We start from the raw sequence: 21,168 nt of genomic DNA on the forward strand, positions 1-21,168 counted from the left end.
AGATGACCACATGCAGCAGCGACAGGCCCGGGTCGCGGTGATCGGAGCGGGCCCGTCCGGGCTGTACGCCGCCGCCGCGCTGCTGGCCTCCGGCGAGCCGGTCGGCGTCGACGTGCTCGACCGGCTGCCGGCGCCGTACGGCCTCGTCCGGTACGGCGTGGCGCCCGACCACGTGAAGATGAAGTCGGTCATCCGCGTGTTGCAGAAGCCGTTCGACCCGGCCGACGTCGAGTTCCTGGGTGGTGTACGCGTCGGCGACGGCGGCGTGCCTCTCGACGTCGTGCGGCAGCACTTCCACGCCGTCGTCCACGCCACCGGCAGCTCCGTCGACCGCGCCCTCGGCGTCCCCGGTGAGGACCTGGCCGGGTCGATGGGCTCGGGTGCGTTCGTCAGCTGGTACTGCGGCCACCCCGACCACACGACGGTGAAGCCCCTGCTCGACCACCCGGGGGCCGCCGTCGTCGGCGCCGGCAACGTGGCCCTCGACGTCGCCCGCGTGCTGGCCAAGACGGCCGACGAGATGGCCGAGACCGACGTCCCGGACGCGGTGCTCGACGTCCTGCGTGCCAGCGCGGTCCGAGACATCCACGTGCTGATCCGGCGCGGGCCGCAGCACATCCGGTTCACGCCCGCCGAACTGCGCCAGATCGGCGAGCTCGCGAACGCCGACGTGCTCGTGCACGACGACGGCCTGCTGGCCGCCGGGGTCGAGGAGCCGGAGGACCGGCGGCACCGGCAGATGCTCGAGATGATGGGGGAGTGGGCCGCCGGCGAGCCCACCGGCAAACCGAGGCGGATCCACCTGCGGTTCCTGCGCTCCCCGGTGCGGATCGTCGGGGCGGACGGTCGCGTCACGGGCGTGGTCGTCGAGCGCAACGCGATCGTCGACGGCCGCGTCGTCGGCACCGGTGAGCAGGAGACGCTCGACGTCGGGCTGGTGGTGCGGGCGATCGGGTACGACGCCGAGCCGATCCCCGGACTGCCGTTCGACGCGGCCACCGGCACCGTCCCCAACGTGGGTGGCCGCGTGGTGCGCGACGGCGAGCCGGTGCCCGGCGCGTACGTCACCGGCTGGATCAAGCGCGGCCCGACCGGCGTGATCGGCACCAACAAGTCCGACGCCGTGGAGACCGTGGCCGCGCTGCTGGAAGATCTGCCCGGCCTCCCCGACCCCGCGCACCCCGATTCGGCCGACTTCCGAGCGACGCTCAGGGCGTACGGGCTGCGCCCCGTCGACTGGACGGCCTGGCTGCGGCTCGACGCGGAGGAGGTCCGCCGCGGCGGCCTGCGCGGCGCCGAGCGGGTGAAGGTCGCGGAGCTGGCCGAGATGCTGGACGCGGCGCACGGGGCGACCACGGGCTGATCGGGAGCGGAGTGGTTCAGGAAAGCCACATTCAGGGCCTACAAGGCCTTGAACGTGGCTTTCCTGAACTCAGGCGGCGAGCAGCCTTGCGCCCTCCACCAGCAAGGACGGGTCAGCAGGGCTCGACGGAGACGACCGTGGGCACGGCGCCGAGGCGGTCGGCGAATGTGGCGCACTCGTCGGCGGTGAGCGAGACGGTGCAGGTGACCGAGCTGTACGGGACGCCGTCGAGCACCTCGACGGCGAACTCGCGCACCGGGAATCCGCATGCGCACAGGGCTGTGCCGATGTCGAGGACGCCCTGCATGCCGCCGGTGGTCACGATCTCGTGACGGCGCTGGAGGCGGGGTGCCCAGGGGTTGCGGCGGGAGTGGTCGAGAACAGTCATTGTTCGGCTCCGGGTTCCACGGATGGTGGGTGCCGAGCCAGGCCTCGGGGAGGGGTGGGGGAGCGGGGCGCGCCGGTGGCCTGGCTCAGCCGACGCGCGGCGGTACTGCCGCTGCGAAGGAGAGGGCGATACGCATGTGGCGAGCATAACGCGTGTCGCACCGCGGATTCCGCCGACCCGCCGGGTCGGGTCGCGCGGGATCCTCCGGAAGCGGCCCGGGGCGGCGGGGGCGCCGGTACTCTCCGGGGCATGGCCGCTCCCGACGATCTCGAGTCCCGCGTCGCCGCGCTGGAGGCCCGGATGGGCCAGGTCGCGGCCGAGGCGCAGGTCGCCCGCCAGGACGCCGCCGCTGCCCGCCACCTCGCCGCCGCCCGCGACCGGGACATCGCCGACCTGGGGGTGAAGGTCGACGCGAACCGCTCGGCGATCAACGCGCTCGGCGAGCAGACGCGGGAACGGTTCGACGCGGTGGACCGCCGCTTCGAGGCGTTGGAGCGCAAGGTCGACGACGGGTTCCGCCGCATGGACGAGGAGTTCCGCAAGGTCGACAACGGGTTCATCGAGATGCGCGGCAAGTTCGACGTGACCGCGGCAGGCCTCGAGCGGATCGCCGACCTGATCGAGCAGCGGGGCGAAGCCGGCTAGCGCACCAGCTTGCCCAGCAGTGCCGCCGCCCCCACGATCCCGATCACCGCGGCGCCGACTAGCACGGCGAAGTCGGCCCACAGGTTGGCAGGGGCGTCGACGAGCAGCCCGCGCAGGGCGTTCACCAGGTAGGTCAGCGGGTTGACCTGGCTGATCACCTGCAGCCACGTGGGCATGATGTCGATCGGGTACAGCGCGTTGGACGCGAAGAAGAGCGGCATCGTCATGAGCTGCCCGATGCCCATCAGGCGGTCGCGGGTCTGGGCGACACCGGCGATCGCCATGGACAGGCACGAGAAGAAGCCGGCGCTGAGCATGAGGGCGATGGCGGCGGCGACCAGCTTCAGCGGGTTGAGGGTGATGCCGACGCCGAGCAGTGCCGCCACGGGCACGAGCACGACCACCGGGGCGAGCCCCCGCAGCCCCGCCGCGAACGCTTTGGCCATCACGATCGCGGCCCGCGGAGTGGGGGTGACCATGACCTTGGTGAGGATGCCGGCGTCGCGCTCCCAGATGATCTGGATCCCGAAGAAGATCGCGACGAACAGCGCCGACTGCGCGAGGATCCCCGGTGTCAGGAACTCCAGGTAGGACAGGCCGCCGGTGGGGATCGCCCGGATCCCGCTGAAGATCTGTCCGAAGATCAGCAGCCACAGCACGGGCTGCACCATGCGCGTGACCAGCTCGGTGTTGTCGCTGCGCAGCTTCTGCAGCTCCACGATGCCGAGCGCCCCGGTGCGCACGGCGAGCAGGCGGACGGGCTCAGCCCAGCTTGCGGGCGGTCGTGCGGCTACGACGGACATCCCTCACCCTCGCGGCTCCGTGATCGTCGGCGAGGCCGGCGCCTGCGTAGCGACGGAAGACGTCCTCGAGCGTGGCGTCCGGTCCGATCCCCGCGCGGAGCTCGGCCGGCGAGCCGACGGTCTGCACCCGCCCGTGGTGCATGAGCGCGACGGTGTCGCACAGCTCGTCGGCCTCCTCCATGTAGTGCGTGGTGAGGAGCACGGTCATGCCGTGGTCGACGCGCATCTGGCGCACCCGCTCCCACACGCTCGCCCGTGCGATCGGGTCGAGGCCGACCGTCGGCTCGTCGAGCACGAGCAGCGCAGGCCGGTTGACGAGTGCCTGGGCCAGTTCGAGGCGGCGGATCATGCCGCCCGAGTACGTACCGGCGCGGCGGTCGGCCACGGAGAGGAGGTCCATGGCGTCCAGGGCCTCGTCCACCCGGGCCGCCCGCTCGGCGCGCGGGACGTCGAAGAGCCGCGCGAACCACGTGACGTTCTGCCGCCCGGTGAGGGCGGCCTCGATCGAGAGCTGCTGCGGCACGTAGCCCAGGTGCCGGCGGACGTCGAACGCCTGACGCCGGACGTCGAACCCGAACACCCGAACGCTGCCCTCCTGCACCGGCAGCAGCGTGTTCAGCACGCGGATCGTGGTGGTCTTGCCGGCGCCGTTCGGCCCGAGGAGGCCGAACACCTCGCCTGCCGGGATGGTCAGGTCGAGGCGGTCGACGGCCACGGTGTCGCCGAACCGGTGCACCAGCCCGGTGCACTCGACCGCCAGTGCGCTCATCTCGCACGCTCCAGGGCCCGCAGCTCCTCGGCCAGCGCTTCCAGGGCGTCGATGCCGGCGGCGAGGTCGGCGAGCTGGCGCGGGCCGAGCCGGTGGAGCGCCTCGTGCAGCACGTCGCGCCGTCGGGCCCGGGCGGAGTCGAGCGCCTCCTGCGCGGCCGGGGTGAGGGCGAGGCGCCCCACCCTGCGGTCCTGCGGGTCGGTCTCGCGCACCAGCAGCCCGGCGCCGACGAGCTGCGTGACGATCGTCGAGACGGTGTTGGGGGCGAGCCCCAGCTCGTCGGCGATCTCGGCGACGGATCTCCCCGTGCGCTTGCCGACCATGACGAGCACTTCGCGCTGCGACGTGGACACCTCGACCGGCGCGCTCGTGACGAACGGCCCGGCCACCCTGCGCAGCAGCCGGCGAAGGGTGCCGACGGCGGGCATCAGCGTCTCGGAGACGGCCTCGGCGGTGGGCGCCGTGGATGACGGGACCATGACGTCCACCATATACCTCTGTATCAGAGTAAATCTGCTCCAGATGCACTGAGGATGTGTGATAGAGAGGCGCCATGACCACCGTCGCCGTCACCGGCAGCAGCGGAAAGCTCGGGCGCCACGTGGTGCGCCACCTCCAGGAGCACGACTACCGGGTCGTGGCGCTCGACCGGGTGCCGGACCCGAACTCCGCGGCGGCGGTGTCGGTGCGCGTCGACCTGACCGACCACGGCCAGGTCCTCGAGGCCCTCACCGCCGTCGACGACCGCCACGACGGCGTCGACGCGGTCGTGCACCTCGCCGCGATCCCCGCGCCGGGCCTCACCACGAACGCCGCGACGTTCTCGAACAACATCACCGCGACGTACAACGTGTTCGCCGCCGCCCGCACCGCCGGCATCCGCAACGTCGTGTGGGCGTCCAGCGAGACGGTGCTCGGGCTGCCGTTCGACGTGCCGCCGCCCTACATCCCGGTGGACGAGCAGTACCCGGTGCGGCCCGAGAGCACGTACTCGCTGGTGAAGAGCCTCGAGGAGGAGATGGCGGGGCACTTCTGCCGGTGGGTGCCCGACATGAAGATGATCGGCTTGCGGTTCTCGAACGTGATGGAACCCGAGGACTACGCGCGGTTCCCCGGCTTCGACGCCGACCCGCAGGCGCGCCGGTGGAACCTCTGGGCCTACATCGACGGCCGGGACGGCGCCCAGGCCGTCCGTCGCGCGCTGGAGCACGACGCCACCGGGGTGGACGTGTTCGTGATCGCCAACGCCGACACCGTGATGTCGCGCCGCAGCGCCGACCTCGCCGCCGAGGTCTACCCGGGCGTGCAGGTCACGAAGGAGCTCGGCGAGCACGAGACGATGCTGTCGATCGACAAGGCGCGTCGGGTGCTCGGCTACGAGCCGCAGTTCACCTGGCGGGGGTGACGTCGAGCAGCGCAGGGGTGAAGCGTCGCCACGCCACCGCGGTGAGCACTACCATGCCGCCGAACGCGATCCAGAACGGTGCGGTGATGCCCAGCCCGCGGGCCACGAACCCGCCGCCGAGGGCGCCGAGGGCGGCGCCGCCCACGGAGAACAGGAAGTAGCCGCTGTTGACGCGCCCGCGCAGCTCGTCGGGAACCACGCGCTGGCGCCAGGACAGGGAGAGGATGCCCCACAGGCTCGCGTGCGCACCGAAGACGACCATGGTGGCCAGCGCGACCCACGGCGCCCGGGCGAGCGCGAGGGACAGATGCGTGCAGGTCTCGACCACGAGACCCACGCGCAGCAGCAACGCGGTGCCGAACCGGGCCTGCAACCGCGCCGCCACCGCCGTGCCGGCGATCCCGCCGACGGCACTCGCCGCGAGCAGCAGCCCGAACCCGACCTCGGTGAGGCCCAACCGCTCCCGCGCGTAGAGCACGAGGATCGCGAACGCCCCGACGAGCGTGACGTTCATCAGGCACAGGCACACGGCGAGCATCCGCAGCACCGGGTGTCCCAGCAGGGTGCGCATCCCGGTGGCGATGTCACGGCGCACCGGGCCGTGCGGCTCAGCCGGCTCCGGCCGGAACCGGCCCCGCAGCGTGGCCACGAGCACCGCTGCCACCAGGAACGTGGCGGCGTTCACCCCGAACGGCAGCGCGGCCGCGGCCACGAACAGCGCGGCGCCGAGTGGCGGCGCGAGGAGCTGGTTGCCGACCAGCTGCACCCCCATGAGCCGCGCGTTCGCCCGCGGCAGGTCGTCGGCGGGCACGACGGCCGGCAGCAGCGCGGTGCCCGCGTTGTCGGCGAGCGTCTCCATCGCGCCGACCACGAAGAGCGCGGCGTACACGACGGCGACCGACGCAACTCCGGTCGCGACCGCGGTCGCGAGCCCGCCGATGACCGCGGCCCGGACCAGGTTCACCACGACGACGAGCCGGCGCCGGTCGAGCCGGTCGACGTAGACGCCCGCCGGGAGCGCGAACAGCAGCCACGGCAGCTGCTGCACGAACATCGCGCCCGCGACGAGCGCGGGATCCGACGTCAGGGACGCCAGCAGCAGCGGGCCCGCCGCGAGCGCCACGCCGTCGCCGACGTTCGATACGGCGGACGCCGCCCACAACCGCCTGAACCCCGCCCCCACCCGGTCAGGGTGGCGGCAGGGTCAAGCGGTTTGACGGTCAGCGGTGGCTGCGGCGGCGGTAGGTCACCTCGCGGGCGCCGATGCCCGCGAAGTAGAGCGCCAGGCACAGGAGGCCTGCGGTGGTGAGCAGGGTGGCGGTGATCACCGAGAGGCTGATGCCGGCCAGCTCGAAGATCAGGGCGAGTGCGAACAGGACGGAGGCGACGACAGCGAGCACGGGTGGTCCTTCCAGTGCGATCGGGTGGGGTCAGCGGCGGGTGCGGCGGGTGCTCAGCGACCGCGAGCCGACGCCGGCGAAGTACAGCGCGACGCACAGCAGGCCTGCGGTCGTGAGCACCGAGGGCCCGATCACCTCGAGGGAGACCCCGAGGAGCTGGAAGAGGAGGGCGAGTCCGAAGAGGACAGCGGCGACGACAGCGAGCATGACGGTTCCTTCCGCAGGTCAGTTGGCAACCTGTTCCCGTTCTGGAACACGTTCAACCCGTCACCCCCGTTGCAGCGCCTCCGCAGCGGGAGCGAACAGGGCGGCGTCGTGCTCGAAGGGGGCGTAGAAGGTGAACCGGTCGACGAGGCCGCCGAAGCGGGCGAGGATCGTGGCGCCCAGCCGGTCCGGTTCCGCCACCACCGCGAACGCCCCAGCACCTCGTCGTCGATCAGCTCGCCCATGCGCTGCCAGCGGTCGGCGTCGGTGCTGCGGGAGAGTCGGTTGAGCTCGACGCCCAGCTCGCCCCACCCGTGCATGTCGAGGACCGGCACGAAGTAGCCGGCGTTCGGTGAGGCGATCATGTCGAGGTTGAGGTAGAGCAGGATGTGGGCGCGGTCGGCGCGGGTGAGTGTGTTGACGTAGTGGGTGGAGCCTTCCAGGTCGTCTTCCTCGGAGCCCCAGAGAGCGAACCGGACGGCGTTGCGGATCGGGGGTGCGCCGCTCAGCCGGGTGGCGATTTCGTGGAGGGCGCCGACGCCGGAGGCGTTGTCGTTGATTCCTGGTCCCTTGCGGACCGAGTCCAGGTGGGCACCGATCATGATGACCCGTTTCGGGTCGCCGGTGTGGGTCTGGGTGATCACGTTGCGGCAGGAGCGTTGGCGGCGTCGTCGTTCGGGCAGCGGGTAGGTGGGGGTGCTCACTCGGAAGCCCGCGGCTCGGAGGGCCGCGACCGCGTAGTCCACGCTCGCGTCGTATCCGGTCCGGGGGAGGCGCGGTCGCCGCCGTTGTCGTCGGCGATCCGCTGTAGTGCGAGGAGGTGCTGCCACACCCCGGCCCCGCCGACGCCCGCGACCGACTGTCGCAGCAGGCCCGCGGCGGGCTCTGACGCGGTGCGGCAGAGGCGCCCTGCACCAACTCGAGGCCGGCGCGCCGGCGGGTTTGCTCGATGTGGCGGTCGCTGTCCCTCGGCATCCGGCCCTCCCTTTCGAAGCGGGTTCAACGAGCGATCGTCTCCGTGGACTCCGCGAACCGCGCCACCGTGCCGGCGATCGCATCGGAGAAATTGTCGAGCGCGCCGGGGTGAATGCCTGCCGCACGGTCACAGGCCGTGTGGTAGCAGGGGTCGAAAACGGCGCCGGCCCGCCCACCCCAGCGCTCGGCCTGCTGAGACGTCTTCACGCCCGAGTCACCGGAGTAGACGCCACCGGTCGGGATCCCCTCCTCGATGAACGCCTCGTAGTCCGATCCGTCGTTCTCGAACCGCGCGAGCTCGGCGGTGACGCCGGTGGCGGCCAGTTCCTCGACCAGCATCCGGCCGACCACCTCCGAGCCCTCCGGGCCGGTTTCGGACTCGTCGTCACCGTGTCCTCCCTGCACGAAGTAGCCGGCGTTCGGCGAGGCCAACATGTCCAGGTTGAGGTACAGGGCGATCGCTCCGTGATCGCTGCGGGGGAGCGAGTCGACGTAGGCGACGGAGCCGTCGAGGTTCCGCTCCTCCGCCGCCCAGAACGCGAGGCGCACCGTGTTGGGGACCGGGGGCGAGCCGCCCATCCGGATCGCGGCCTCCAGCAGCGCGGCCACCCCGGAGGCGTTGTCGTTGATCCCTGGACCCTCGGGGACGGAGTCCAGGTGCGCTCCGGCCATCACCACCTGCTGCGGGTCTCCGGTGCGGGTCTGGGCGACCACGTTGCGGACGGTCGCCCGCTCACCGTCGTCCGAGTGGAGCACGAACGACGGGGTGCTGACGTCGAACCCGGCGTCGCGGAGCACGCCCGCCACGTAGTCGACGCTCGCGTCGTAGCCCGGACCGGGGGTGGCCCGGTTGCCGTCGTGTGCGTCAGCGATGCGCTGCAGCGCCTCGAGGTGGACGAGCGCACCGGTCCCGGTCACCTCCTCGACGAGCTGCGAGCGGAACGCCCCAGCGACGGCTGGCACCTGGGCCGACGCGTCCGGCCCCGCAGGCCTGGGCGAGGTGCAGCCCGCGAACAGGACGGCAGCGGCGAGGAGGTGCACCACGCCACATCGGTGGGCGCTCCCGCGTACCACGTCGAGGCGCATCGGTGGCCGCCCATCGCCGCTACGGCTGTTCATGCCGGGCCGCTGCTCATGCCGCGTCACCGTCAGCGGCGGACGCGCGCGATGGGGTCAGGCGTCGGGTTTCCGCAGCTGGATTGCCCCGCCACCGGGTTCCGGGAGCCACCTCCTCGCCTTTCATCAGGAACGCGTCGGCGCCGAGCACAGCGCCATCGCCCATGGTCACCCCGTAGTGGACGAACGCCGCGACGCCGAGCGTGCACCCGCGTCCGACGCGGATGCGGTCGGACTTGAACGTCCCGTCCTCGAGCGAATGGCCCCACAGGGCGCTGCCGGCGTTGAGCGTGCAGTCGTCGCCCACCGTCACCAGGGACTTCTCCGGGATGCTGCAACCCTCGTCGAACACCCGGCGGCCGATCCGAACACCCAGCAGGCGCCAGATCGTCCCCTTGAAGGGCGTGCCGTTGTACATGTCGAAGAAGCTGGTCGTCGTCAGCTTCCAGAATCGCTCATGGCTCCAGAAATACGGCTGGTAGATCGAGCAGAACTGGGGTTGGAGGCTCCGGAACGCGGTCGACGCCCGCTCGGCCACTACGAGCACGACGGTGTCGAGCACCAGCACGACGAGGACCGCACATGTGAGCCCAGATGCCCCGAGCAGGTAGAACAGGTCCGCGGCGGCCAGAGCGGCGGCGATCCACGGGACGGTGAGGAGCCAGAGCACGAACAGGTGCAAGGCGATCGTCACCGTGTTGTGCCGGGTCTTCGCCGCGAGACGGCGCTGCAGCACGTCGGGCCGGGTGAGATGGTCGAACCGGCCGTCACGCTGGACCGACCGCGGGATCTGGAAGCTCGGCGAGCCGAGGAGACCGACGCCGGTCCGCGTCGGTCCGTCGACGGGCACCATGGCCTTGGTGGCGATCAGGCAGTTGTCCCCCGCCCGGCTACCGGCCGGGTAGCTGATGTGGTTGCCGAGGAAGCTCCGCTTCCCGATGACGACGCGCGTCGCGCGGAACGACGTGCTGGTGTAGTCGATGTTCGAGATCGACAGCCCGTCCGAGATCATCGAGCCGGTTCCGACGGTGCTCAGGTACGGCGACTCGTGCTTCATGATGAGGCCGAAGTTCGACCCGGTCTGTTCGACCGGCGCGAGGTGGTAGCCCAGGGCGCTGAGGTAGTGGGTGACGTATGCGCTGTCACCCAGCAGCCTGGTGAACCCGGTGTTCGTGAGCAGAGTGATCATCTGGCAGAGCCAGAACTGGACACCGTAGAGCGGGTGCACCGCGTCGGGCCGGACGAACAGGTTGAGCAGCCGGGGGACGGTGAGCACGGCGACGAGGCCGACCACGAGACCCCCGAGCAGGATCGCGATCGTCACGACTCCGATGACCGCGTAGAGCGTCGGGTCGCCGATCGACTGGTGGCCGTGCCCGAGCACGTCGGCCAGTTGCGGCACCAGCGTGGGGAGGAGCACCAGGACGGCGACCGGCACCGAAACGGCGAGCGTCAGGAGAACCAGCTGCCACATCGTGTAGAGGAATCGGCGGAGCGTGCCGCACTGCCGTGCCTCGATGGCCCGGAAGTCCGTACCTGTCGGCTCTGCCGGGGATCCGTGCCAGCGTTCGCCGGCGGGCACCACCTGCCGCGCGTACAGCGCGGACGCGTGCCCGAGCTGAGCACCATCGCCCAGTGCCGTCTCGATGTCGAGCACGCTCGCCTCGCCGACGACCACGTCACGGCCAAGGCTCACCGTCCCCGTCCGGATCCGCCCGGCCTCGCCACGATGGCACGTGAACGACGTGTCCTTGCGGATCACCGTGCCGTCGCCGATGGTGAGGAGATCGGTGCACGTGGGCACCCGCCGCGAGAACACCGCGACCCCCCGTCCGATGTGGGCGCCGAGCGCCCGCAGGTACAGCACGTAGAGCGGGGAGCCTGCGAACAGCACCAGCGGGTCGATCCGCACCAGGCTCGTGACGTACCAGAAGCGCAGGTGGGCCAGGCCCCAGAGGCGGAACTCGTGGCGCTTCCACCGCCCGACGAGCAACCACTTGACCAGGATCGGCCCGACGCAGGCGAGCACGAGGAGACCGAGCCCCAGCACTGCGGAGCGGATCAGCCGGCCTCCGAGCGCCGCCGGCTCAGCGACCCAGGTGATCCCGGCCACGAGGACGAGCATCCCGAGGTGGACCGATCCCAGGAAGATCAGCAGTTGGACCACACCGAACAGGACGTAGCGGACGGTTCCGGTCCTCGGCACGTCATCGTCCACCGGCCCGGCATCTCCCTGACCCGGCTGCACGGGCTGGGCGGGCAGTGCCGCCGCGAGCTTCGCGACCGTCGGGTTCAGGTAGAGGTCCTTCATCGCCGGCGGTTGTAGCTCGGTCTCCTTGCGGACGCGGGCCGAGAACCGCGCCATCAGCAGGGAGTTCGCGCCCAGGTCGTCGAAGAAGTGGCTGTCGACCGACACCCGATCCGTCCCCAAGGTCCGGGCGAGCACCCCGGCCAGGACCTCCTCGGTGCCGCTCGTCGGGGGGCGGTACGCCCGCCCCACGGCGACACTGCGACTCGTCGGCGGCGGCAGCCGCTTGCGATCGGCCTTGTCGCTCGTCGTCATCGGGATGACGGGGAGGCGCTCCAGGTAGGCCGGCACCATGTAGGGCGGAAGCCGGTCCCGCAGCAGCGCGGAGATGTCCTCGGGGGCCGGCTCGCTCACGTTGTGGCGCAGGCTGTAGTAGCCCACCAGCTCGACCGTGCCCGGCACAGGCTCGTAGGTGTCCACCACCGCCTGCGCGATGCCGGGCACCTGCAGCATCACGGACTCGATCTCGGTCAGCTCTATCCGGTAGCCCCGGATCTTCACCTGCAGGTCGATCCGGCCCAGGTACTCGATCTCGCCGTCTGCGTTCACCCGTCCCAGATCGCCCGTGCGGTAGATCCGGCCGGACGGGTTGCCTGTGATGTCGAGGAAGTCCGGGACGAACGCCTTCGCGGTCAGGTCGTCGCGGCGCACGTAGCCCCTGGCCAACCCGATCCCGGCGATACCGATCTCCCCCACGTCACCGGGCGGCAGTGCCCGCCGCGGGTCGTCCGGGTCCAGCACCACGATCGAGTAGGTGGGCAACGGCCCCCCGATCGTCACGGCCCGGTCCGGGTGGGCGACCGTCCACGTCGCTGTCACCGTCGCCTCGGTCGGGCCGTAGACGTTGAGGAACCGCCTGCCCTCGCGGTGCCAGCGCACGATCAGGTCGTGCGGGCACGCCTCCCCGGAGACGAGCAGGAACCGCAGGTCGGGGAGGTCCTCGTCGAGCGTGGCGAGCAGCGTCGGCACGCAGCACATGGCGGTGACCCGCCGCGCGGTGAGGAAGTCCCGCAGCTCGGATCCCAGCAGGCTCGGGCCCGGTGGCCTGGGCACGAGCGTCGCTCCCACGATCCAGGGCACCCAGATCTCCTCGACGGAGAAGTCGAACGCGATCGTCAGGCCCTGGTACATCCGGTCGTCCGGCCGGATGCCGTAGACATCCGCGGCGACCCGGACGAAGTTGCAGATGCTCGCGTGCTCGATCGCGACGCCCTTGGGTCGGCCCGTGGATCCCGAGGTGTAGATGATGTACGCCAGGTCGTCCCCGTCGGCATCCTCGGCCTCGCCGCGCTCGTCGGTACGCAGACGGCCGTCGTCGTGCGCCTCGATCTCGGACGCGACCGCGTCGAGGCACACGACTTCCACGCCGACCGCACCGAGGTGGGGCCGCAGGTGCTCGACCGACAACACCACACCCACCCCGGCGTCCGCCACGATGTAGGACAACCGGTCCGGCGGGAACCCGGCGTCGAGCGGGACGTATGCCGCACCGGCCTTCAACACCGCCAGCATTCCCACATAGGCCTGGACGGCGCGGTCGACGAGCAGCGCGACGCGGCCGCCCGGGCCGACACCGAGGTCCAGCAGGTACCTGGCCAGCCGGTTGGCCCGCCCGTCCAGCTGCTGGTACGTCAGCACCTCGTCCTCGGCGTCCACCGCGAGGTGGTGGGCGAGACCGGCCTCGCGCATCCGGTCGCACTGCTCCTCGAACAGCTGCTCGAGACGTTCCCCGGGGCGCCACCGGATGTCCTGGCCGAACTCCGTGTTCTCGAGGACGAGGTCCGCCGCCGGGGCCTGGTGCCCTGTCCTCATGACACCGATCGCGCGACTCGATCCGGGCCGGGCTCGACCCCGGCGGCCCGGTGGAGGCCGAACGCCGTGTGCAGACGCCGGGCGGCGCGGTGGACCGCGTCCCCCGCCACGTGGAACGTCACGCGGCTCGGCGTGCTCGTGACGAGCTGCGTTTCGATGCCCACGGCCTCGAGTTCCAGCAGGGCACGAGCCGTGGCGTCGGGCCGCCTGCCGATCCCCGAGCCGACCACGCTCACCGAGCCCAGCTCGTCCTGCAGAACGATGCGCGCTCCGACGGTCGACACGGCCTCGAGGACTGCGGGCTCCTCCACTCCGGGCACCGTCAGGTGGATGGCGGAACCGTCCCGGACGATCGCGCCGACGGCGGCACCGCGCTGGGCAAGCGCCAGCGTGATCATCGCCAGGGACGCACCGGTCACCGTGTACAGCGCCTCCCGATCACGGTGGGCAACGCCGGTGATCTCGAATGTCTCGAACACGGCCTCCTCCTGGATCCACGTCCCGGTCTCGGTCGTGAAGCTCGACCGCACGTGGATGTCGATGTCATGGGCGGCTGCCAGCTCGACGGCGCGCGGTTGCAGCACCGCGGCACCGGCGGCGGCCAGCTGGAGCATTTCGTCGCGGCTGATCGCTGCCAGGCGACGCGCGTCCGGGACGACGCGCGGATCCGCCGAGAACACCGCCGGGACGTCGGTGAAGATCTCGCATTCGTGCAGCCCGAGGGCGGCCGCCATCGCGACGGCGCTCGCGTCGGATCCACCCCGGCCGAGCGTCGTCAGGTCCCCCTCCGGGGAGAGTCCCTGGTATCCGGTGACCAGCACGATCGCACCAGCGTCCAGCTCTTCCAGGACCCGCTTCGGACGGACGTCCCACAGCTGGGCATTGCCGTGAGAGCCGTCGGTGAGGATCCCGGCCTGGGGTCCGGTCAGCGAGATCGCCCGCTCGCCCGCGTCCTGCACGGCGATCGCGGCGAGCGCGCACGAGATGTTCTCGCCCACCGACAGCAGTGCGTCGAGCTCACGGAGCTGCGGGCGCGCCGACAGGGAATACGCCATCGCGTTGAGCTCGTCCGTGGAACTTCCCATCGCGGACAGAACGGTCACGAGCTGGTGTCCCGCCCGGCGTGCGGCGACCATGCGCTGGGCGGCCGCCCGCAGTCGGGTGAGATCGGAAAGGGACATGCCGCCGAACTTCCACACCAGGAGCGGTTGCGCGCCCATCACCAGTCCCCGACGGCCGCTGCACTCTGCTCGAGCGACCAGACACGCGAATCCGCGCAGCATCGCTCGACCGCGGCGATGAGAATCGAGCACGCCATGTCGACGACCTCGGCCGTCACGTTGAGCGGCGGCAACATGCGCACGACGCAGTCGTCGCGCCCGCCGAGCTCCACGATGAGGCCCTCGGCGAGCGCCTCCGCCTGCACGCGGGCGGCCAGGTCACCGGCCGGCTGCCCGGTCAGCGGACCCGCTAGCTCGATCCCCCACATCAGGCCGAGGCCGCGGACGTCACGTATCCACGGATGATCGCGCAACACGTCGAGGCGAGCGCGGATCTGCGCGGCCCGCCGCCGGACGTTGCCCAGCACGTCGTCGCATCGCACGATGCGCACGGTCTCCGCCCCGGCGGCGAACGCCAGCTGGTTGCCCCGGAACGTGCCGGTGTGGGCGCCCGGCGCCCACGTGTCCAGCCGCTCGTCGTACATGATGATCGCGATCGGTTGGCCGATCCCGCTCAGCGCCTTGGACGCGATGATCACGTCTGGCTCGATGCCGTACTGCTCGAAGGCGAACCAGGTGCCGGTGCGGCCACACCCGGTCTGCACCTCGTCGACCACGAGTGGGATGTCGAGCTTGCGGGTCAACGTCCTCAGCCGGTGGACGAAATCATGGTCGGCCGGGACGACCCCGCCCTCGCCCTGCACCAGCTCGAGGAGCACGGCCGCCGGGAGCGGGATCCCTGCGTTGGGGTCGCGGAGGGACCGCTCGAGGAAGCCGATGCAGTTCGTGGCGCAGATGTCGCGGGTGAGCCCCATCGGGCAGTCCGTGCAGTTGGAGTACGGGAAGAAGTGCACGCCCGGAACACCATTGCCGATCGGCTGCTTGTTCGCGACGACGCCGGTGACCGCCATCCCGAGGTGGGTGGTGCCGTGGAACCCACCCTGGAAGGACACGACATCGGACCGCCCGGTGGCGGTCTTGCACAGCTTGATCGCAGCGTCGACGGCGTTGACCCCGGTCGGCCCGCAGAAGTGCATGCGGGTCCGACCGCGCATCGTCGGCGGCAGCATCGACAGCTGCGCCTCGGTGAACGCGTCCTTCGCCGGCGTCGGCAGGTCGAGCCCGTGCGCGAACCGGCCGAGCTGCTCGGTCACGACGCGCACGAGCTCCGGATGGTTGTGACCGAGCGAGAGCACGCCCGCTCCGGTCAGGAAGTCGATGAAGACGTTCCCGTCGAGATCGCGGACGAAGCTGCCCCATGCCTCGTCGATCGCGATCGGGATGTGTCGTGGGTAGACGCGAGCGTTGGACTCGCGCCGATCCTGCCTGATCAGCAGCTCCGCCGAGCGCGGCCCGGGAAGCGGCCCGGTGACGCGCGGGAGCGCGGGTAGATCGACGGGTTCCAGCATGACCATGATCGTTCCCCTCCCTCGATTTCAGGCTAGCACCAGTTGACACAATATTGGTGCCGATTTTCTGATGCCTGGAGCGGGGTCGATCAACGCCAACTCTGGCCCTAGGCTCTGCGCGTGACCGACGCGGAACGTGCGGGCGACGAGGACTGGAACTCGGTCGCAGAGGCGATCCGGAACCGCATGGCCGAGACCCGCATGACGCAGATGGACGTCGCGTCCCGCGCGCGGTTGTCGCTGACGACGATCCGGGAGCTGCAGCACAACCTCAACCCGCGCCGCCGCCGACCCCAGACGCTCGCCGCGGTGTCGGAGGCGCTGGGGTGGCCCGCCGGCTACCTCCACCAGGTGCTGCGTGGTGACCGGCCGGAGCCGCACGACGACGAGGTCAGGGATCCGGTGTTGCAGGCCCTGGACGGTCTGAGCCGGGAGATCCGGGAGCTGCGGGATCGCGTCGAGCAGATCGAGCGTCAGCTAGCTGCCGAAGGCGCGAAGCCCTGACGTCCCCCACGGTTCGGAGCAACCCGTCCAGCTCTGCGGCGAGCCTGCGCAGATCCGGACGCGGATCGTCGTCGGCCCGGTACTCCGACCCCTCTCGCGGGCCCCCTGCCATCCCCAACGCCTCCAAACCCCGGGCCTGCGGCTCTCCCCGCGCGCTGGCCGGAAGCCCTCCGCGATACGGCCCTGGTAGCGGACCGGTGTCCTGTGGGCAGGCAGGTGCGTCGACGTGTTCGACCAAGGCCATTTTCGCCGTCCCCCGGATCCTGGATCGCCCCTCCGATCCGCTATTCGATCCTTCCGCTTCGCCCCGAGGAGCGGTCCGGGGCTTCCGTCCCATCACCCGCCTGGTCCCCACGACCGCGGACGTCCGCGGTCTCCTACTCGAAGAGGGGGACAAGGGCCGCCGAGATGCAACGCGTCAGGCCTAGTCGCCCGAGGCGATCTGCGACGTTCGACCCATGACGTACGGAAGTGTCGGTGATCCGCGTTTCCGCCAGGTGCCGCGTCCCGCCGGCTGCTGCGCAGTCGCTCGGGAGCAGATCCACCCGATGGGAGCACATCCACGGGCATCCGTCCCCAGATGACCCAGCGCAGAGGACAAGGACAGGTAGGCGCCATCGCCGGCCGATCACCGCCCGCTGGTCACGCCCGCTGCATCGCCTCCGTGGCGGGCGCGAAGAGGGCGGCGTCGTGCTCGAACGGGGCGTAGAAGGTGAACCGGTCGACGAGGCCGCCGAAGCGGGCGAGGATCGCGGCGCCCAGCCGGTCCGGTTCCGCCACCACCGCGAACGCGCCCAGCACCTCGTCGTCGATCAGCTCGCCCATGCGCTGCCAGCGGTCGGCGTCGGTGCTGCGGGATAGCCGGTTGAGCTCGACGCCCAGCTCGCCCCACCCGTGCATGTCGAGGACCGGGCGGTACGCGGGTGTGCTGCCGTAGAAGGCGATCTGCTCGCGCACCCCGCGGGCGGCCGCCGCCATCTGCTCCTCCGTGGCCCCGGAGACGACGAACCCGGAATGGGAGATCGCGAACCCGGCCCGGCTGCGCCCGCTCGCCGCGAGCCCCTCCGCCAGCACCGGGAGGGTGTGCTCCCGCAGGTAGCGCTCGGTGGTGAAGGGGTGGGGGAGCAGGCCGTCGCACACCTCGCCCGCCACGCGCGTCATCTGGTCGCCGACGGCGGCCAGGTACACCGGGGGCGGTCCATACGGGTTGGGTGCGGGGGAGAAGAACGGTGTCATCAACGTGTGGGAGTAGAACTCGCCGCGGAACGCGAGCCGCTCGCCGGTGTTCCACGCCGCCCAGATCGCCTGCAGCGCCTGCACGTACTCGCGCATCCGGCGGGCCGGGTGGCTCCACGGCATCGCGAAGCGGCGTTCGATGTGCGGCTTGACCTGGCTGCCCAGGCCGAGCAGGAACCGGCCCTCCGAGTGGACCTGCAGGTCGTTCGCGACGTAGGCCGTGCTCATCGGGTTGCGCGCGAACGCCACGGCGATGGCCGTGCCCACCGCCACCCGGGAGGTGTGCTCGGCCACCGGCATCAGCGGCAGGAACGGGTCGTGGGGGCCCTCGTAGCTCCACAGGCCGTCGATCCCGGCGGCCTCCCGCTCCCGCGCCTCCGCGGCCAGCTCGGCGATCCCAGCGCCCCGCAGCATCGCATCGACCTTCATCGGGTCAGTCGATCACGACGGCGGCGGGATCGCCACCGGTCACTGACCTGCCATGCACCCCGCGACGGCGGTCTCGAGGTCCTGGTGCACCAGCCACTGCCGTTGCAGCCCGAGCAGCGACACCACCCGCCACGCGGCCCCGGGACGCGGGCAGACGACGTGGGCCGCACCACCGCGGGCTTCGAGCGCACCCACCGCGCGCTCGACGCAGTGCACGCCGGCCGCGGCGAAGAACGCCACGCCGGTGAGATCGACGAGGACGGACGGCGCGCCGACCGCGAGGGCGCGCTCCAGCGCGTCCGTCAGCTCGGCGCGGGTGCCCGTGTCGACGTCACCGGTCACCCGCACGGCGACGTACCCGTCGCCCGGGCGACCGTTGACCTCAGCCACGAACACTCGATCGGCCCCTTCTCCTCGGCATCGCCTCACCCTTCGAGCACCCAGCGTGTCCCCATGAGCACGAGAGGTCAATACCGAGCTCGGCAGGATGATCACCACGACCCGGTGACTTCGGTGACCGGCCGGACACCGAGCGCAAGGTCGGTGCCCCGCGGCCCGGCGAGTCGCGCATCCTGACGCGGCGAGTCGGGCGTCCGCGGGTGATTCCGGTGTGCGCGCGGCGTGAGTCGGGCGGTCGCACAGGGCGCGTCTTTGAACGATCATGGGGGGTGGAAATCCCACCTCTGCCGTTCCCGATGCCACGATCGGTCATCGGCCGGACGCGGAGGGCGCATGGGGGCGAAGCGGAACGGGGCGTCGATCAGGCGGCGCATCCTGGCACGCAGGTTGCGGGAGCTGCGGGAACAGGCCGGGTTCACGCTGGAGGCGGCCGCGCCGCTGCTGGACACCTCGATGAGCAGGCTCAGCCGCATCGAGAACGGGCAGCAGAAGGCCGACGTGCACCTGGTCAAGAGCATGCTCGACCTGTTCGACGTCGGTGGGGTGCAGTGGACCGAGCTGCTCGAGCTGGCGCGGGAGGCGGCGAAACCGGCGTGGTACCGGGCGTACGGGCTGGGCGACAACTCCTACGTCGGCTTCGAGACCGAGGCCACCCAGGTGCAGGAATATGCATCGGGCTTCGTGCCAGGGCTGTTGCAGGTGGCCGAATACAGCCGTGTGCTGTACGAGGCTTCGCCGCTGCCGCGGTCCGCCGAGGACCGGGAGCGTGATCTGGCGGTCCGCATGATCCGGCAGGAGCGGCTGCAGTCGGACGACGATCCTCTCCAACTCGTGGCGATCATCGACGCGGCCGTACTGCGAAACCCGGTCGGAGGCCGCGCGGTGCACCGAGCGCAGCTCGCGCATCTGAAGACGGCAAGTGAGTGGCCACTGGTGAGCCTGCAGGTGTTGCCCTCCGGGCAGGGAGTTCACCCGGCACTCGCGTCCGGCTTTCTCGTGCTGAGCTTCAGCCATCTCGGCGAGCCGGACATGGCGTACGTCGAACACGCGCTCGGTGCCACGAACCTGTGGAAAGAACCCGATGTCACGCTGGCTAGACTGAAGTTTGACCGGCTGCGCACCCTTGCGCTGGCCCCTGGCGAGTCCCGGGACATGATCTGCCGGCTCGCCGGTGAGTTGTAATGAGGAAGGGGCTTCCGTGGATCTGGATCGCCTCGACTGGCGCACGAGCAGCTTCAGCGGTGAGAACGGCGCGAGCTGCGTCGAGGTCGCCCCGACCTCCACCGGCGTGGCCGTCCGCGACACCAAGGATCGTGCGCGCCCCCCGCACCTGCACTCCGCCGGTGCTTGGCGGACCTTCATCACAGCCGTCCGGAACGGGGAGTTCGACCGCCCATGACTTCGCGCGTGCCCGAGGACGTCGTCTGGATGCGCAGCAGCACCAGCACCAGCGACGATGCCGTCGAGATCGCCCGGCTGCCCGACGGGGGTGCCGCGCTGCGCCGGGCCGACGACCCGGACTGCGAGCCGCACGTGTACACGGCCGCCGAGTGGGATGCGTTCGTGAAGGGTGTGGACGCGGGCGAGTTCGACCTGCCCGAGTAGCGGGTGCGTGCACTCGCGGGGGTCGCCGCGCTGGTGGTGGCCGCGCAGGCCCTGGTGTTCGCGCTGTGGCCCGACGCGCACGCGCTGCTGATCGACCTGCAGGTCTACCGCGCAGGCGGCGAGCACGTGCTCGCAGGCGCCCCGCTCTACCGGGGTGGCGTGCTGCTGGACCTGCCGTTCGTCTACCCGCCGTTCGCCGCCGTCCTGTTCGCGCCGCTCGCGCTGCTGCCGCTCGGCCTGCTCAAGGTGCTGTGGACCGGCGCGGGGATCGCGCTGCTCGGGTACGTGGTGCACCGGTCCGTGCCCCGCGCGGGCTGGCCGGTGGTCGCGCTGCTCGCGGTGCTCGCGACGGCGCTCGACCCGGTCCGCACCACGCTCTACCTCGGCCAGATCAACATCGTGCTGCTCGCCCTCGTGGCCGGCGACCTGCTCGGCAGACCGGGGAGCCGGCTGCGGGGCGTGGGCGTCGGCCTGGCCGCGGCCGTGAAGCTGACGCCGCTGCTGTTCGTCGTGTACCTGGTGGCCACCGGGCGGTGGCGGGCGGCGGGCACGGCCATCGGGACGTTCGTGGCGGCGGCCGGGCTGGGGTTCCTGTTCGCGCCCGCCGACTCGGTCGCGTTCTGGTTCGACGGCACGTTCCTGGCGGCCGACCGGATCTCCGCCGTCGACGGCCCCAGCAACCACTCCCTGAACGGCCTGCTCGCCCGCCTCGGCGCGGCGGGCCTGCCCTGGCTGGCACTCGCCGCCGCGCTCGGGGTCCTGACGATCGTGCTCGCGGTGCGGGCCCACCGCGCGGGGGAGGAGGTGCTCGCGCTGACGCTGTGCGGGCTCGCCTCGGCCGCGCTGGCGCCGTTCGCGTGGTCGCACCACTACGTGTGGGTCGTGCCCCTCGCGGTGCTGCTCGGCGCCCGCGCCGTGGCGGGGGATCGGCGGGCGGCCGCGGGGCTGGTGGGGGTGCTCGCGGCGACGGTCGCGGTGGTGACGGCGCTGCCCGGCCCGGTGGTCGGCCCCATCCCGGCCACCGGCCTGATCTCCTTCTGGCCGGACGCCTACCTGCTGCTCTTCCTCGCGCTGCTGGCCGCCACGGCGGCCCGGGCCGTTCGACCCCGCTCGCGCGAGCACGCGGTCATACTCGCCGGCGGCTGACCGACACACCGAATGCGGTGCTCGCACACCGA

22 protein-coding genes and 1 pseudogene are annotated in these 21,168 nt (G+C 71.4%); 8 read left to right on the forward strand and 15 right to left on the reverse strand.

All coding sequences use genetic code 11. From position 1 onward, the window contains the following. Nucleotides 1-10 precede the first annotated feature (10 nt). Nucleotides 11-1,363, forward strand: coding sequence for an FAD-dependent oxidoreductase (locus FB388_RS09465; RefSeq protein WP_142099484.1), 1,353 nt, complete (start codon nucleotides 11-13; stop codon nucleotides 1,361-1,363). A 112-nt stretch (nucleotides 1,364-1,475) separates the two neighbouring features. On the opposite strand, the gene FB388_RS09470 is transcribed toward FB388_RS09465, so the two are convergent. After that, nucleotides 1,476-1,751 (reverse strand): hypothetical protein, encoded by a 276-nt coding sequence (locus FB388_RS09470; protein ID WP_142099487.1) that lies wholly within the window; start codon nucleotides 1,749-1,751, stop codon nucleotides 1,476-1,478. A gap of 249 nt (nucleotides 1,752-2,000) precedes the next feature. Between FB388_RS09470 and FB388_RS09475 the strand changes: the two genes are divergently transcribed. Beyond that, nucleotides 2,001-2,396 (forward strand): hypothetical protein, encoded by a 396-nt coding sequence (locus tag FB388_RS09475; protein ID WP_142099489.1) that lies wholly within the window; start codon nucleotides 2,001-2,003, stop codon nucleotides 2,394-2,396. Here the strand turns inward: FB388_RS09475 and FB388_RS09480 are convergent. The 3 genes from FB388_RS09480 to FB388_RS09490 are packed head-to-tail and all read right to left on the reverse strand — an operon-like array spanning nucleotide 2,393 to nucleotide 4,447. Continuing rightward, nucleotides 2,393-3,199 carry an ABC transporter permease gene (locus tag FB388_RS09480; protein WP_142099491.1) on the reverse strand — a complete coding sequence of 269 codons (807 nt, stop codon included), beginning with the start codon at nucleotides 3,197-3,199 and terminating at the stop codon, nucleotides 2,393-2,395. The genes FB388_RS09475 and FB388_RS09480 overlap by 4 nt on opposite strands. Then, nucleotides 3,159-3,968, reverse strand: a complete 810-nt coding sequence (locus FB388_RS09485; RefSeq protein WP_142099493.1) for an ABC transporter ATP-binding protein — start codon at nucleotides 3,966-3,968, stop codon at nucleotides 3,159-3,161. The genes FB388_RS09480 and FB388_RS09485 overlap by 41 nt, the downstream gene beginning before the upstream one ends. Next, on the reverse strand, nucleotides 3,965-4,447 hold the full coding sequence (locus FB388_RS09490) for a MarR family winged helix-turn-helix transcriptional regulator (RefSeq protein ID WP_170225543.1): 483 nt from the start codon (nucleotides 4,445-4,447) through the stop codon (nucleotides 3,965-3,967). The genes FB388_RS09485 and FB388_RS09490 overlap by 4 nt, the downstream gene beginning before the upstream one ends. Before the next feature lie 74 nt (nucleotides 4,448-4,521). Between FB388_RS09490 and FB388_RS09495 the strand changes: the two genes are divergently transcribed. Next, nucleotides 4,522-5,373 (forward strand): NAD-dependent epimerase/dehydratase family protein, encoded by an 852-nt coding sequence (locus tag FB388_RS09495; RefSeq protein ID WP_142099498.1) that lies wholly within the window; start codon nucleotides 4,522-4,524, stop codon nucleotides 5,371-5,373. Here the strand turns inward: FB388_RS09495 and FB388_RS09500 are convergent. The 9 genes and pseudogenes from FB388_RS09500 to FB388_RS09530 form a co-directional block, all read right to left on the reverse strand. Further along, nucleotides 5,357-6,556, reverse strand: coding sequence for an MFS transporter (locus FB388_RS09500; RefSeq protein WP_142099500.1), 1,200 nt, complete (start codon nucleotides 6,554-6,556; stop codon nucleotides 5,357-5,359). The two genes, FB388_RS09495 and FB388_RS09500, sit on opposite strands and share 17 nt — an antisense overlap. A gap of 37 nt (nucleotides 6,557-6,593) precedes the next feature. Then, entirely contained in the window at nucleotides 6,594-6,773 is a 180-nt protein-coding gene (locus tag FB388_RS09505) for a hypothetical protein (protein WP_142099502.1), read from the reverse strand. A 30-nt stretch (nucleotides 6,774-6,803) separates the two neighbouring features. Continuing rightward, on the reverse strand, nucleotides 6,804-6,980 hold the full coding sequence (locus tag FB388_RS39310; protein ID WP_170225544.1) for a hypothetical protein: 177 nt from the start codon (nucleotides 6,978-6,980) through the stop codon (nucleotides 6,804-6,806). A 60-nt stretch (nucleotides 6,981-7,040) separates the two neighbouring features. Beyond that, on the reverse strand, nucleotides 7,041-7,181 hold the full coding sequence (locus tag FB388_RS40295; RefSeq protein ID WP_246122130.1) for a hypothetical protein: 141 nt from the start codon (nucleotides 7,179-7,181) through the stop codon (nucleotides 7,041-7,043). A gap of 128 nt (nucleotides 7,182-7,309) precedes the next feature. Next, nucleotides 7,310-8,035 (reverse strand): annotated as a pseudogene (locus FB388_RS41045) (M28 family peptidase); the annotation flags it as partial. Further along, the gene (locus tag FB388_RS09515; protein WP_142099506.1) at nucleotides 7,977-8,996 is read right to left on the reverse strand and encodes a M20/M25/M40 family metallo-hydrolase; all 1,020 of its coding nucleotides are present in this window, start codon (nucleotides 8,994-8,996) and stop codon (nucleotides 7,977-7,979) included. The gene FB388_RS09515 and the pseudogene FB388_RS41045, both read right to left, overlap by 59 nt. Nucleotides 8,997-9,084: 88 nt before the next feature. Further along, complete coding sequence (locus tag FB388_RS09520) at nucleotides 9,085-13,188, reverse strand: Pls/PosA family non-ribosomal peptide synthetase (RefSeq protein WP_142099508.1); 4,104 nt, start codon at nucleotides 13,186-13,188, stop codon at nucleotides 9,085-9,087. Continuing rightward, nucleotides 13,185-14,408, reverse strand: coding sequence for an aspartate kinase (locus tag FB388_RS09525; RefSeq protein WP_170225545.1), 1,224 nt, complete (start codon nucleotides 14,406-14,408; stop codon nucleotides 13,185-13,187). The genes FB388_RS09520 and FB388_RS09525 overlap by 4 nt, the downstream gene beginning before the upstream one ends. Further along, complete coding sequence (locus tag FB388_RS09530; protein WP_142099512.1) at nucleotides 14,408-15,817, reverse strand: diaminobutyrate--2-oxoglutarate transaminase family protein; 1,410 nt, start codon at nucleotides 15,815-15,817, stop codon at nucleotides 14,408-14,410. The genes FB388_RS09525 and FB388_RS09530 overlap by 1 nt, the downstream gene beginning before the upstream one ends. Before the next feature lie 120 nt (nucleotides 15,818-15,937). Here FB388_RS09530 and FB388_RS09535 point away from each other — a divergent pair, with 120 nt between their 5' ends. Further along, nucleotides 15,938-16,321, forward strand: a complete 384-nt coding sequence (locus FB388_RS09535; RefSeq protein WP_142099514.1) for a helix-turn-helix domain-containing protein — start codon at nucleotides 15,938-15,940, stop codon at nucleotides 16,319-16,321. A gap of 642 nt (nucleotides 16,322-16,963) precedes the next feature. Here the strand turns inward: FB388_RS09535 and FB388_RS09540 are convergent. Continuing rightward, nucleotides 16,964-17,986 (reverse strand): TIGR03617 family F420-dependent LLM class oxidoreductase, encoded by a 1,023-nt coding sequence (locus tag FB388_RS09540; RefSeq protein WP_142099516.1) that lies wholly within the window; start codon nucleotides 17,984-17,986, stop codon nucleotides 16,964-16,966. A 39-nt stretch (nucleotides 17,987-18,025) separates the two neighbouring features. Then, nucleotides 18,026-18,376, reverse strand: coding sequence for an STAS domain-containing protein (locus FB388_RS39315; protein ID WP_170225546.1), 351 nt, complete (start codon nucleotides 18,374-18,376; stop codon nucleotides 18,026-18,028). A 396-nt stretch (nucleotides 18,377-18,772) separates the two neighbouring features. Between FB388_RS39315 and FB388_RS09550 the strand changes: the two genes are divergently transcribed. The 4 genes from FB388_RS09550 to FB388_RS09565 are packed head-to-tail and all read left to right on the forward strand — an operon-like array spanning nucleotide 18,773 to nucleotide 21,136. Next, a complete protein-coding gene (locus FB388_RS09550; RefSeq protein WP_170225547.1) occupies nucleotides 18,773-19,567 on the forward strand; it encodes a helix-turn-helix domain-containing protein in 795 nt (264 codons plus the stop codon). 16 nt (nucleotides 19,568-19,583) lie between these two features. After that, nucleotides 19,584-19,784 (forward strand): DUF397 domain-containing protein, encoded by a 201-nt coding sequence (locus tag FB388_RS09555; RefSeq protein WP_142099522.1) that lies wholly within the window; start codon nucleotides 19,584-19,586, stop codon nucleotides 19,782-19,784. Further along, a complete protein-coding gene (locus FB388_RS09560; protein ID WP_142099524.1) occupies nucleotides 19,781-19,990 on the forward strand; it encodes a DUF397 domain-containing protein in 210 nt (69 codons plus the stop codon). The genes FB388_RS09555 and FB388_RS09560 overlap by 4 nt, the downstream gene beginning before the upstream one ends. A 3-nt stretch (nucleotides 19,991-19,993) precedes the next feature. Further along, nucleotides 19,994-21,136, forward strand: a complete 1,143-nt coding sequence (locus tag FB388_RS09565; RefSeq protein WP_142099526.1) for a glycosyltransferase 87 family protein — start codon at nucleotides 19,994-19,996, stop codon at nucleotides 21,134-21,136. Nucleotides 21,137-21,168 lie beyond the last annotated feature (32 nt).

It is taken from the genome of Pseudonocardia cypriaca (assembly GCF_006717045.1).
Taxonomy (GTDB): Bacteria; Actinomycetota; Actinomycetes; order Mycobacteriales; family Pseudonocardiaceae; genus Pseudonocardia; species Pseudonocardia cypriaca.